This window comes from Aeromonas sp. R6-1 (assembly GCF_040908165.1).
Taxonomy (GTDB): Bacteria; Pseudomonadota; Gammaproteobacteria; order Enterobacterales; family Aeromonadaceae; genus Aeromonas; species Aeromonas caviae.
This window is the reverse complement of the sequence record NZ_JBFODF010000046.1, coordinates 201,576-214,822: the sequence shown is the minus strand read 5'-3', so window position 1 is coordinate 214,822 and position 13,247 is coordinate 201,576. Positions and strand designations below refer to the sequence as shown.

The window sequence follows — 13,247 nt, the reverse complement described above, 5'->3', positions numbered from 1 at the left end:
CGTTGTTCATCACTTGCGCTCCTTGAGCGGGACGAACACCAGATCTTCCGGGCCGACGTAGTTGGCGCTCGGGCGGATGATCTTGCCGTCGATGCGCTGCTCGATGACATGGGCCGACCAGCCGGAGGTGCGGGCGATGACGAACAGCGGGGTGAACATGGCGGTGGGCACGCCCATCATGTGGTAGCTGACGGCGCTGAACCAGTCCAGGTTCGGGAACATCTTCTTGGCCTCCCACATGGTGGACTCCAGCCGCTCGGCGATATCGAACATCTTGGTGTTGTGCTGCTCCTGGCTGAGGGCGCGGGCCACCTCCTTGATCACCTTGTTTCGCGGATCGGAGACGGTGTAGACCGGGTGGCCGAAGCCGATGACCACCTCCTTCTTCTCGATGCGGGCACGGATGTCGGCCTCCGCCTCGGCGGGGTTGTCGTAGCGCTTCTGGATCTCGAAGGCCACCTCGTTGGCGCCGCCGTGCTTGGGCCCGCGCAGGGCGCCGATGGCGCCGGTGATGCAGGAGAACATGTCCGAGCCGGTGCCGGCGATGACGCGGCCGGTGAAGGTGGAGGCGTTGAACTCGTGCTCGGCGTAGAGGATGAGGGAGGTGTGCATGGCGCGCACCCAGGAGTCGCGTGGCTTGTGCCCGTGCAGCAGGTGGAGGAAGTGGCCGCCGATGGAGTCGTCGTCGGTCTCCACATGGATGCGCTTGCCGTTGTGACTGAAGTGGTACCAGTAGAGCAACACGGAGCCTAAGCAGGCCATCAGCTTGTCGGCGATGTCCCGGGCGCCCGGGTGGTTGTGATCGTCCTTCTCCGGCGACAGACACCCCAGCACGGAGACGGCGGTGCGCATCACGTCCATGGGGTGGGCGCTTGGGGGCAGCTGCTCCAGGGCGGTCTTGACCCCGGTGGGCAGGCCGCGCAGGGCCTTGAGTTTGGCCTTGTAGGCGGCAAGCTCCGCCACATTGGGCAGATGGCCGTGCACCAGCAGGTGGGCTATCTCTTCGAATTCGCAGCTGGTGGCCACGTCCAGGATGTCGTAGCCACGGTAGTGCAGGTCGTTGCCGGAGAGGCCGACGGTGCACAGGGCGGTGTTGCCGGCGGCGGTGCCGGAGAGGGCGACGGATTTTTTCGGCTTGAAGCCGGTGGTTTCGGGAATGGCGCTCATCACATGTTTCCTCATTCAGTCCGTTGAAGCGCCAGCCGCCAGCATGAGGCGGCTGGTCGCGGGCTTATTCCTTGGTGAACAGTCTGTCCAGGGTCTGCTCGTAGTGGTGGTAGCCGAGGAAGTCGTAGAGAGACTCCCGGGTCTGCATGGTGTCGACCACGGCGCGTTGGTGGCCGTCGCGGCGCAACTGCTGATAGACGTTGAGGGCGGCCTGGTTGGCGGCGCGGGCGGCGCTTAACGGGTAGAGCACCATGTCGACGCCATGCAAGGCGAGCGCCTCCTTGTCAAACAGCTCGGTCTTGCCGAACTCGGTCATGTTGGCGAGGATCGGCACCCCTGCCGCCTGCTTGAAGCGGTCGTACTGATCCAGCTCGGTGACGGCCTCGGCGAAGATCATGTCGGCGCCCGCCTCCACATAGGCAGCGGCGCGCTCCAGGGCCGAGCCCAGCCCCTCTACCGCCAGGGCGTCGGTGCGGGCCATGATGACGAAGCTCTCGTCCTGGCGGGCATCCACCGCCGCCTTGATCCTGTCCACCATCTCGGACAGGGAGACCACGGCCTTGTTGGGCCTGTGGCCGCAACGCTTCTGGGCCACCTGATCCTCCATGTGGACGGCGGCCACCCCGCCGCGCTCGAAGGCGCGGACGGTGCGGGCGATGTTGAAGGCACCGCCCCAGCCGGTGTCGATATCCACCAGGAGCGGCACTTGCGTGGCGGCCGTGATGCGCTCGGCATCGATCAGCACGTCGTTCATGGAGGTCATGCCGAGATCCGGCAGGCCGAAGGAGGCGTTGGCCACCCCGGCACCGGAGAGGTAGAGAGCCTTGAAGCCGCTGCGCTCGGCCATCAGCGCCATGTAGGCGTTGATGGTGCCGACGATCTGCAGGGGCTTCTCATTGGCCAGGGCGGTGCGAAAACGCGTGCCGGCCGAGGGGGATAGGTTGGACATCGTGACTCCTTTCATGGGGTGCTTGTCTGCTGCGGATGCTGGCTGTGAACAGGTTCATCTCACACTACGTTGACGTTAACGTCAATCATGCTTAAGTCCAAGGCCCGTCAATGGGCGGGCACCAGCGGCTGCTTCCTGTATAACTTCATGTAATTCAATCAAGTAGCTTCCCAATTTGATTCATGCCCGGCCACTGTCACCTCGCCGTCATGGGGGAACAGGGCCGATTCTGGCCTCTTCCCCGAGGGGGGGCAACGGATTCGAAGGGGGGTGTCATGAGATGAAAAGTGGCTGTCGCCCGATGCAAAGCGGACGTTTACGTTAATCCCTAGATTCACTCTGGACGATGTTTTCACCCACGAATGAATCTGGAGAACCGCCATGGCCAACGCCATTCGCTTTTATGAAACCGGGGGCCCCGAGGTCTTGCGCTACGAACAAGTGGCGGTGGGCGAGCCCGGGCCTGGCCAGGTCCGCCTGCGCCACGCCGCGGTCGGCCTCAACTATGCCGACACCTATTTTCGCAACGGCACCTACCCCATCCCCATGCCCAATGGCCTCGGCGTCGAGGCGGCCGGGGTGGTGGAGGCGGTGGGCGAGGGCGTCACCAACGTCGACGTCGGCGATCGCGTCACCTACACCGGTTTCATCAATACACTCGGCGCTTATTCGACCGAGCGCCTGATCCCGGCCGCGCCGCTCATTCGCCTGCCGGACAGCATCTCCTGCGAGACCGCCGCAGCCATGACCATGCGCGGCCTCACCTCCGCCTACCTGATGCGCCGCATCCACGCCTTCAAGCCCGGTGACAGCATCTTGCTGCACGCCGCGGCGGGCGGGGTCGGCCTCATCGTCGCCCAGTGGGCCAAGCTGCTGGGGCTGACGGTGATAGGCACCGTCTCGAGCGACGCCAAGGCCGAGCTGGCCCGTGCCCACGGCTGCGACTTCACCATCGACTACAGCCGGGAAGATGTGGCGACCCGGGTGCGCGCCCTGACCGGCGGCGGCGGGGTTGACGTGGTGTTTGACAGCGTCGGCAAGAGTACCTTCCTGGGCTCGCTTGATTCCCTCAAGCGCCGCGGCCTCATGGTCTGCGTCGGCACCGCCTCCGGCCCCATCGACGGCTTCAACCCCCAGTTGCTGGCCATGAAGGGTTCCCTCTATCTGACCCGACCGGCCCTGGCGGACTACATCGCCGACCCGGCCGAGAAGGAGGCCCTGGCCGGCGAGCTGTTCGATCACGTGGCCAGCGGGCGGATCAAGATCGAGGTCAACCAGAAGTACGAGCTGCAGGACGCGGCGCAGGCCCACCGGGATCTGGAGTCGCGCCAGACCACGGGCTCCTCCGTCTTCATCATCTAGGCCAAGGATCTCAGGCCAGCCCGCACTCGATGGCGGCGCCTGAGCGCACCGACTTGTCATTCAGGGAGAGAGACATGCGTGTAGAACAACTGACCTGCCATATCGGCGCCGAACTGAGCGGCGTCCAGCTGGCGGATGCGGCCCACGACGCAGGGCTGTTTGCCGAGATCCGCGCCCAGCTGCTCAGGCACAAGGTGCTGTTCCTGCGGGATCAGGAGATGAGCCGCGCCGATCACGTGACCTTCGCCCGCCGCTTCGGCGAGCTGGAGGATCACCCGGTGGCGGGCAGCGATCCGGATCACCCCGGCCTGGTGCGCATCTACAAGTCGCCGGATGTGCCCAACGATCGCTACGAGAACGCCTGGCACACCGATGCCACCTGGCGCGAGCAACCGCCCATGGGCTGCGTGCTGCGCTGCGTGGAGTGCCCGCCGGTGGGGGGCGACACCCTCTGGGCCAACATGGCGGCGGTCTACGCCGCGCTGCCGGAGGAGATCAAGCAGAAGATCGCCGGCCTGCGCGCCCGCCACAGCATAGAGGCGAGCTTCGGGGCGGCCATGCCGATGGAGAAGCGGCTCGCCCTGAAGGCCATGTTCCCGGACGCCGAGCACCCCGTGGTGCGCACCCACCCGGAGACCGACGAGAAGATCCTGTTCGTCAACGCCTTCGCGACCCACTTCACCAACTACCACACCCCGGCGAATGTCCGTGTCGGCCAGGACTACACCATGGGTGGCAGCGATCTGCTGCGCTACCTCATCAGCCAGGCCTATATCCCCGAGTTCCAGGTGCGCTGGCGCTGGCAACCGGGCAGCGTGGCCATCTGGGACAACCGCAGCACCCAGCACTACGCCGCCATGGATTACGCCCCCTGCCATCGCAAGATGGAGCGGGCCGGGATCATGGGCGACACGCCTTACTGAGTCGTAACATCCCAGTGATACCGCTAATTTTCAATAACTTGAGGCAATAGACATGAACTTCCTTGACGGTTCTCTCTTCCCTGAAAATCAGGACAAGTTGGTTATTACCGTAGCCCCGTATGGCCCTGAATGGTTCCCTTCTGACTATCCGGAAGACATCCCGGTGACCATGGAAGAGCAGATCCAGAAAGCGGTCGACTGCTACGAAGCGGGCGCCGCCGTACTGCACCTGCACGTGCGTGAACTGGACGGCAAGGGCTCCAAGCGCCTGTCGATGTTCAACGAACTGATCGCTGGTGTGCGCAAGGCCGTGCCGGACATGATCATCCAGGTCGGCGGCTCTATCTCCTTCGCGCCGCCAGAAGATGGCGCGGCCGCCAAGTGGCTGCATGACGACACTCGGCACATGCTCGCCGAACTCGAGCCCAAACCCGACCAAGTCACTGTGACCGTCAACACCACGCAGATGAACGTGGTCGAGCAGATGGATAAGCGTGACTACGCCGGCACCTCCATGGGGACCGATACCTACGAAGCCTACCGCGAGATGATCGTGCCTTCCGGCCCTGGCTTCATCGAGGAGCACGTCAAGCGTCTGAGTGCCGCCGGCATCCAGAGTGCCTTCCAGTTTTACAACATCAACAGCTACGAGTCGGTGGAGCGGCTGATCCGCCGCGGTGTCTACAAGGGTCCGCTGGTATGCAACTGGGTGGCGATTGGCGGTGGCATGGACCAGCCGCATATCTACAGCATGGCCAACTTCCTGCGCGCCATTCCTGACGGCACCATGCTGACGGTGGAAAGTTCCATGCTCAACACCCTGCCAATCAACCTGATGGGCATGGCGATGGGCCTGCACGTGCGCTGCGGTATTGAGGATAACCTCTGGACCCAGGACCGTTCGCGTAAGATGACCTCCGTCGAGCAGATCGAACAGTTGGTGCGCCTTGCCAAAGAGATCGGCCGTCCAGTTGCCAACGGTAAGGAAGCCCGCGAGATCCTCAAAATCGGTGTTTTCTATGAGACGGTTGAAGAAACCCTTGCAGCCAACGGCTTCGCCCCGAATCCAAAGGGCGGTCAGCAGGGCTTCCTGAAGAAGTGATGTAATACCCACGCAGATCTGCGTGTCAGGGCGCAAGGCCCCAAGCCAAGCGCCCTAAGAACCTGTTTGCCAAACGCCGGTTGTCCTTGCACTATGCAGCACGCAGGGCAACTGAGTGATGAGTCAATATTGTCTGGCCGGGGGCCTTTCCACCGGCTGGTTGACCGAATACCCAACCCAATTTGCAGTAGCGCGAGGGAATGTATGGCTACGTTTCATATCGATGACGACCCCGAGGCCGGCAAGGTTGCCGTGCCCCGTCGTTATGCCTGGATAGTGTTTGCGCTGACCTTCGGTCTGCTCATCTCCGATTACATGTCGCGCCAGGTGCTCAACGCCGTCTTCCCCATGCTCAAGGGGGAGTGGGCACTCTCCGACACCCAGCTCGGCCTGCTCAGCGGCATAGTCGCGCTCATGGTCGGCTTGCTCACCTTCCCGCTCTCCCTGCTGGCGGACCGGTTCGGCCGGGTCAAGAGCCTGGCCATGATGGCCGCGCTCTGGAGCCTGGCGACCCTGGGCTGCGCCCTGGCACAGAACTACGAGCAGATGTTCATCGCCCGCTTCCTGGTGGGAGTGGGGGAGGCCGCCTACGGCAGTGTCGGCATCGCCGTGGTGGTCTCGGTGTTCCCGCGGGAGATGCGGGCCACCCTCTCCGGCGCCTTCATCTCCGGCGGCATGTTCGGCTCTGTGCTCGGCATGGCCTGCGGGGGCGTGCTGGCGCATCTCCTCGGCTGGCGCTGGGCCTTCGCCGGCATGGCCCTGTTCGGTCTGGTGCTGGCGGCCATCTATCCCCTCATCGTCAAGGAGGCGCGGATCTCCCAGGCCAGCCGGGCGGCCCAGGGCAGCAAGGCGGGCCGCAACCCCCTGCGCAGCCTCTATTCCAGCCGCTCGGTGATCTCGGCCTACGTGGGCAGCGGCCTGCAGCTGTTCGTCGGCGGCACCGTCATCGTCTGGATGCCGAGCTATTTCAACCGCTACTACGGGCTGGACACGGACAAGGCGGGACTCATGGCCGCCATCATAGTGCTGTGCAGCGGTGCCGGCATGATCCTGTGCGGTATGCTGAGCGATCGGCTGTGCCGCAACCGGCCGGATCGCAAGATAAGCCTCGCCATCGCCTATTGCCTCGGCAGCTGTCTCCTGCTCTCCCTGGCGTTTGCCCTGCCGGCCGGCTTCCCCCAGCTGGTGCTGATCGGTCTGGGGATGTTCATCGCCACCGGCACCTCGGGCCCCGCCGGCGCCATGGTGGCCAATCTCACCCACGCCAGCGTGCACGGTACGGCGTTTGCGACCCTGACCCTTGCCAACAACCTGCTGGGGCTGGCCCCCGGTCCCTTTATCACCGGCAAGGTGTCCGATCACATCGGGCTGGACAACGCCTTCCAGCTGGTGCCCCTCATCAGCGTCGCGGCGGCTGCGGTCTTCTTCTACGGCAAGCGCCACTACCACAAGGACGTGGCCAAGATTGAAGGGGACGCCCGCCAGGTCGTCGCCGGCCCCCAGGGCAGCGAGGTGAGGGCATGAGGCTCAGCATCGAGGTCTATTTCGATTTCATCTGCCCCTGGTGCCTCATCGGCAAGCGTCAGCTGGATGAGGCGCTGGCCCAGCTGCGGGTGGAGCGGCCCGAGGTGCGGGTCGATGTGAGCTGGCGCGGGGTGCAACTGCTGCCCGCGCTGCCGATGCAGGGGGAGGATTTTCACGCCTTCTATCTGCGGCGCCTTGGCAGCGAACAGGGGATGCGCCTGCGCCAGGCTCAGGTGCGGCAGGCGGCGGCCAGCGTCGGCGTTGAGCTGGACTTTGACAAGATCCCCCGTATGCCGAACACGGCCGATGCCCACCGCCTGTGGCAACGGGCCTGCCAGCTGGGATCGCCGGCACAGTTGGAGAGTCTGCTGGAGTGGCTGTTTGCCTGCCACTTCCTGCACGGCGGGGATCTGGGGGATGGTGCTACCTTGCTGGGGCTGGCCGAGGCGGTGGGCTTCTCGCCTGCCGATCTGGTGGGCAGCCTGCAGGGAGACGGAACCCCCTTTTTCTGCGATCAGCCAGAGGCGGCTCGGCAGGGGGTGCCCAGCTTCGTGCTGGGGAAGGGGCGCGTCCTCAGCGGTGCCCAGCCCGTGGCGCAGTTGCTTGCCGGCTTGCACCAGGCCGTCGCGGCGATGACCCGGGCGCAGGCGCGAGTCTTGGTGCCGGCCGAGCGGGTGCCCGCGCCGGGCCAGCGCGTCCTCATCGAGGACTCGGGCAAGAGCCTGGTGCTGTTCAACGTCGATGGCCGTTTCCATGCCATCGATGACGGCTGTCCCCACCAGGGGGCGTCCCTGTGCGGCGGCCGGCTGGAGGGGGAGGTGATCCAGTGCCTTGCCCACGGTCTGCGTTTCAACCTGACGACCGGGTTGCTGCTGAACTCGACCCAGCTCAGGGTGCGCCGCTACCCGGTCGAGCCGGCGGGGGAGGGGTTGTCCATCGTCATCGAGTCCCAGGAGGCCATCCCATGCTCACCCTGACCATGACGGATCGCTTACAGCGGGTACGGACACTGGCCCCCGGCATGGCGGTCAGCATCACGGTGGCGGCCGCCGCCACCTTCCTGTCGGAGCACTACGGCGCCCCCGTGCTGCTGTTCGCCCTGCTGCTCGGCATGGGGTTGAACTTCCTCAGCGGCGAGGGAAGCTGCAAGGCGGGCATCGAGTTCACGGCGCGAAGTGTCTTGCGCATCGGGGTCGCCCTGCTCGGCATGCGCATCACCCTCGGCCAGATCGCCGAACTCGGCTGGATGCCGGTGCTGCTGGTGGTCACCCTGGTGGTGGTGACCATCAGCCTGTCGGTGGTGGTGGCCAAGGCGATGGGTTTCCAGCGCCTGTTTGGCATGCTGACCGGGGGCGCTACCGCCATCTGTGGTGCCTCCGCCGCCCTGGCCCTGGCCGCCTCCCTGCCGAACCATCCCCAGAAGGAGCGCGCCACCCTGTTCACGGTGATCGGGGTGTCGGTGCTCTCGACGCTGGCGATGATCCTCTACCCCATGATCGCCCGCTTCTTCGAGTTGACGCCGGTGGAGGCGGGGGTCTTTCTCGGTGCCACCATTCACGACGTCGCCCAGGTGGTGGGGGCCGGCTACAGCATGTCCACCGAGACCGGGGACGTGGCCACAGTGGTCAAGCTGATGCGGGTCGCCATGCTGCTGCCGGTGATCCTGGTCGCCGCCATGATCACCCGGATGCAGGGGGCAGATCCCGCGTCCGGCAAGCGGCCGCCCCTGTTGCCCCTGTTTGCGGTCGGCTTCCTGGTGCTGGCCTGCATCAACAGCACAGGCTGGGTGCCCGCCCTGGTTCAGGGGGGGGTCAACGAGCTGTCGCGCTGGTGCCTGGTGATCGCCATCGCCGCCATCGGCATGAAGACCCAGCTCAAGGAGCTGGCGGCGGTCGGCATCAAACCCATCCTGCTGATGGTGGGGGAGACCGCCTTCCTGGTCGCCCTGGTGCTGACCCTGATGCATTGGGGCATCAAGCCTTAGGCATATCAGGAATGTCATGAATGCCGCGAACGTCCGAATAGGCTTCGCTACCCGAACCTACCAACTCAATTGACTGCGTAGGTTCGATTAGCCGCGTAGCGGCGTAATCGGACGATCGCGATACGAGATCAATCAGAAAAACCGCAATAAACGAACGCGCCCCTGTGGCCAACGGACTAGCCAGAGAGCAGAGAGGTAGTTATGAACAAGGTTTACCCCAGCGCCCAGGCCGCTCTTAGCGATCTGGTGCAGGACGACATCACCATCGCCTCGGGGGGCTTCGGCCTGTGCGGCATCCCGGAGCAGCTTATCGAGGCGCTGCAGGAGAGCGGCAAACGCGGCTTCACCATCATCAGCAACAACTGCGGGGTGGACGAGTTCGGCCTTGGGCCTCTGCTCCATAGCCGCCAGATCAAGAAGATGATCTCCTCCTACGTGGGGGGCAACAAGGAGTTCGAGCGCCAGTATCTCGCAGGGGAGCTGGAGCTGGAGTTCACCCCCCAGGGGACGCTCGCCGAGAAGCTTCGCGCCGGCGGCGCCGGCATTCCGGCCTTCTTCACCCGCACCGGTTACGGGACCCTGATCGCCGAGGGCAAGGAGACCCGTCAGTTCGATGGGGATTGGTACGTGATGGAGCGATCCCTCACCGCGGATCTCGCCATCATCAAGGGCGCCAGGGCCGACAAGGCGGGTAACCTGATGTTCAACAAGACGGCGCGCAACTTCAACCCGCTCTGCGCCAAGGCGGGCCGGGTCTGCGTGGCCGAGGTGGAGGAGATAGTCGAGGTGGGGGAGCTGGCCCCGGACGAGATCCACCTGCCCGGCATCTATGTGCAGCGGCTGGTGCACAACCCCAATCCCGAGAAACGCATCGAAGTGCGCACCGTCATGGAGAAGAAATAAGATGGTTTTGATCCGTGAAGAGAGGGCGCTGTGTATCACCCAGGCGCTGGTGGTGGCTTCCTGTTTTCAACAGCCTGCAGTAAGGAGCTAAGTCATGGCCTGGACCCGTGAAGAGAGGGCGCTGTGCATCACCCAGGAACTGCCGGTGGCTTCCTGTTTTCAACAGCCTGCAGTAAGGAGCTAAGTCATGGCCTGGACCCGTGAAGAGATGGCGCAGCGCGCCGCCAAGGAGCTGCAGGACGGCTTCTATGTGAACCTCGGCATCGGCCTGCCGACCCTGGTGGCCAACTACATCCCGGATGCCATGGAGGTGTGGCTGCAGAGCGAGAACGGCCTGCTCGGCATAGGCCCCTTCCCGAGTGAAGAGGAGCTGGATCCCGATCTCATCAACGCCGGCAAGCAGACCATCACCACCTTGCCCGGCAGCAGCTTCTTCGACAGCGCCGAGAGCTTCGGCATGATCCGCGGTGGCCACATCAACCTGGCGCTGCTCGGGGCCATGCAGGTCTCGGAACGCGGGGATCTCGCGAACTGGATGATCCCCGGCAAGCTGGTCAAGGGGATGGGGGGGGCCATGGATCTGGTGGCCGGGGTCAAGCGGGTGGTGGTGCTGATGGAGCACTGCGCCAAGAACGGTGAGCACAAGATACTGGAGTGGTGCAACCTGCCCCTGACCGGGGTCGGGGTGGTGGATCGCATCATCAGCGATCTCGCCGTGCTGGACGTGACCCCAAGCGGCCTCAAGCTGGTGGAGCTGGCCCCCGGCATCGAATTTGAGCAGTTGCAGGCCGCCACCGGCTGCCGCATCTGCCGCTGAATCGCGTGTGGGCCGACTCGTCGGCCATTTTCACGGCGGAGTGAGGATGCTTGGGCCTGCTCCGCCGCTTTTATGCTCTCCGTGACGGCGCTGATGCTCTGCCTGCTGCCTCTCGCCCCGATAACAGACTGCCATCACCCACCCACTCACTGGACACGCCAGCCCCTTGGCGGACCTCTGTCCTTCACCATGGTCCCTGGCTGAGCCCCGCGAATCCCTGCGCGGATGCCGTCCGACACCCCTTTCGCGCCGCTTGTTCGGCGCCGCCACTCCCTGTCATCAAATGAAAAGTGGCTGACGTTCAATGGCAAGCAAGGGGGTTGGGCTGGCCGTAGAGTCGGTAGCAACAACACAGAGCGCACCCGGGGGAGGAACCCGCAAGGGGAGGAGGCAAACAGAGCGCCCCCTCATCCCCAAGGGAAGCGCCGACACTGGCACAACAGCCAGGCAAGAAGCCAAGCAACAAGCCAGACAATAAAGCCAGACAATAAAGCCAACGGAAACGGCGACTAGACACAGAACAACAAACAACAGATGACGACACTCGGAGAGACTGTAATGGATTACAAGCACACGAGTCATGGTTGCGGTGCCCTGCGCCTCAGCCTGCTGGCGACGGCCATTGCGGCCGTGCTCCTGCCCACCGCTCAGGCGGTCGAGATCGACACGGACAGTGAAGAGTGGTCCGTGCGTTTCGACAACACCGGCAAGTTCAACTACGGCATGCGCACCGAGAGCGCCGACGAGCGGATGCTCGCCACCCCGAACAGCAACGATGGGGACTACAACTTCAAGGATGCCGGCGACACCGTCACCACCCGCTTCGATCTGTTGACCGAGCTGGACGTGGTGAACAAGGGCAATACCGGTTTTCGCATCAGTGCGGCGAGCTGGTACGACTATGCCTATGACGACGTCGGCGCGAGCGACAACCCCTTTTTGAACAACAATGGTGATGCCTCCGGCATCCCGGGCTGGGGCGCCAACCCCGCAAGGTCGACCATGTTTGGCCAGCCGGGACTGAGCGATTATGCCGATCGCTACTACAACGGCCCCTCCGGCGAGATCCTCGACGCCTTCGTGTTCCACAACATGGAGATAGGTGACGAGTCGCTGCTCGGCGTCAAGATAGGCCAGCACAACATCTTCTGGGGCGAGACCCTGCTCAACCCGGTGCACTCCATCAGCTACGGCCAGTCTGGCCTGGATCTCGCCAAGCTCGCGGCGTCCCCGGGCACCGAGGCAAAAGAGCTGTTCATGCCCCGCAAGCAGATCTCCGCCTCCTTCACCCTGAACCCGGAGTGGACCTTCGCCGCCCAGTACTTCTTCGACTGGGACGCGGCCCGTCTGCCGGAGGCCGGCACCTTCTACGGTGGCTCCGATCTGGTGGGCTACGGTGCCCGCGCCTTCCTGCTGGGTCACACCGGCGGTCCGGGCCTCGCCGGGCCGAACGGCACCCTCAGCAACATTCGCCGCGGCGCAGACATAGAGCCGGGCAAGCACGGTGACTGGGGCTTCATGACCAAGTGGTCCCCCGAGGCGCTGGATGCCACCCTGGGGGCCTACTACCGTCGCACCGCCGACATCCTGCCCCAGGCGGTACTGGACGCCCGTGGTCTGAGCGTCCGCGGGACGAATCCCCTGCCGGCCGGGGCTATTCCCAACCTGCGTAACTCGATTGCCAACACCAGCTATTCCCTGGCCTACGGCGAGGACATCGACATCCTGGGTCTGAGCCTGTCCAAGGACATCGCCGGGGTGAGCGTGGGCAGCGATCTGAACTATCGCCACAACATGCCCCTCTCCAGCATCCCGGCGCTGCTGAGTGCCTCGGGTCCACTCGGGCTGAAACAGGGGCTCGGCGCACTGCCTGCCCGTAATGACAGCACCGGGGTGATCACCGACGACAGCGACGGTTACAGCGCCACCGGCGAGACCCTGCACTGGACCCTCAACGGCCTGATGACCATGGCCGACACCCCGCTGTTCGACGGCGCCGCCCTGCTGGCCGAGCTCTATTACAGCAACCTGCTGAGCCTCAACGATCACAACAAGGCGCTCTACAAGGGCGAGGACAGCTACCAGGGGCTCGACAAGTCGACCACCGACAACTGGGGCCTGGCGGTCAACTTCACCCCGACCTGGTATCAGGTGTTCCCCGGCGTGGACATGAGCATGCCGCTGTCGATCAACCTCGGCCTGGCGGGGGTGTCTCCCGTGCAGGGCGGCGGTGCCAAGGACACCGGCAACTACGCCCTTGGCCTCGGCGCTACCATCTACAACCAGTATTTCGTCGATCTGAAGTACGTGGACTCCTTCGGCAAGTCTGCCGACTGTAACGACGGCGCCACCGATGGCTCCACCCCCAACGCCCTGGATGCGACCCAGCGCAACACCTGTTATGCCGGCGGTTACTCCTCCTTCTCCGGTGGCGGCGCCACCACGGAAGACAGAGGGGCCGTCTACCTGACCCTCAAGACCACTTATTGAGTCAAGCGACCGAGTCGGAGAACAAG

Annotated in this window: 11 protein-coding genes; 9 read left to right on the top strand and 2 right to left on the bottom strand. The window is 64.4% G+C overall.

Translation table 11 applies throughout. The features are described 5' to 3' along the window. Positions 1–9: 9 nt before the first annotated feature. Both prpC and prpB read right to left on the bottom strand, forming a co-directional pair. Positions 10–1,167, bottom strand: a complete 1,158-nt coding sequence (gene prpC, locus AB5Y68_RS15985) for a 2-methylcitrate synthase (protein ID WP_039038791.1) — start codon at positions 1,165–1,167, stop codon at positions 10–12. A gap of 64 nt (positions 1,168–1,231) precedes the next feature. Next, a complete protein-coding gene (prpB, locus tag AB5Y68_RS15980) occupies positions 1,232–2,116 on the bottom strand; it encodes a methylisocitrate lyase (protein WP_039038790.1) in 885 nt (294 codons plus the stop codon). A 381-nt stretch (positions 2,117–2,497) separates the two neighbouring features. Between prpB and AB5Y68_RS15975 the strand changes: the two genes are divergently transcribed. From AB5Y68_RS15975 to AB5Y68_RS15935, 9 genes are all read left to right on the top strand, one after another. Continuing rightward, positions 2,498–3,478 carry a quinone oxidoreductase gene (locus AB5Y68_RS15975; RefSeq protein WP_039038789.1) on the top strand — a complete coding sequence of 327 codons (981 nt, stop codon included), beginning with the start codon at positions 2,498–2,500 and terminating at the stop codon, positions 3,476–3,478. Positions 3,479–3,552: 74 nt separating this feature from the next. Then, a complete protein-coding gene (locus AB5Y68_RS15970) occupies positions 3,553–4,401 on the top strand; it encodes a TauD/TfdA family dioxygenase (protein ID WP_039038788.1) in 849 nt (282 codons plus the stop codon). A gap of 52 nt (positions 4,402–4,453) precedes the next feature. Continuing rightward, positions 4,454–5,503: a 3-keto-5-aminohexanoate cleavage protein gene (locus tag AB5Y68_RS15965; RefSeq protein ID WP_039038787.1), complete on the top strand. Its 1,050-nt coding sequence runs from the start codon at positions 4,454–4,456 to the stop codon at positions 5,501–5,503. 204 nt (positions 5,504–5,707) lie between these two features. Continuing rightward, on the top strand, positions 5,708–7,027 hold the full coding sequence (locus AB5Y68_RS15960; RefSeq protein WP_039038786.1) for an MFS transporter: 1,320 nt from the start codon (positions 5,708–5,710) through the stop codon (positions 7,025–7,027). Continuing rightward, complete coding sequence (locus tag AB5Y68_RS15955; RefSeq protein ID WP_080769867.1) at positions 7,024–8,004, top strand: DsbA family protein; 981 nt, start codon at positions 7,024–7,026, stop codon at positions 8,002–8,004. The genes AB5Y68_RS15960 and AB5Y68_RS15955 overlap by 4 nt, the downstream gene beginning before the upstream one ends. Further along, positions 7,992–9,011, top strand: a complete 1,020-nt coding sequence (locus AB5Y68_RS15950; RefSeq protein ID WP_039038785.1) for a YeiH family protein — start codon at positions 7,992–7,994, stop codon at positions 9,009–9,011. The genes AB5Y68_RS15955 and AB5Y68_RS15950 overlap by 13 nt, the downstream gene beginning before the upstream one ends. A gap of 201 nt (positions 9,012–9,212) precedes the next feature. Next, positions 9,213–9,914, top strand: coding sequence for a CoA transferase subunit A (locus AB5Y68_RS15945; RefSeq protein WP_039038784.1), 702 nt, complete (start codon positions 9,213–9,215; stop codon positions 9,912–9,914). Positions 9,915–10,101: 187 nt separating this feature from the next. Then, on the top strand, positions 10,102–10,731 hold the full coding sequence (locus AB5Y68_RS15940; RefSeq protein WP_039038783.1) for a CoA transferase subunit B: 630 nt from the start codon (positions 10,102–10,104) through the stop codon (positions 10,729–10,731). Between the two features lie 558 nt (positions 10,732–11,289). Then, entirely contained in the window at positions 11,290–13,221 is a 1,932-nt protein-coding gene (locus AB5Y68_RS15935; protein WP_052258778.1) for a DUF1302 domain-containing protein, read from the top strand. Positions 13,222–13,247 lie beyond the last annotated feature (26 nt).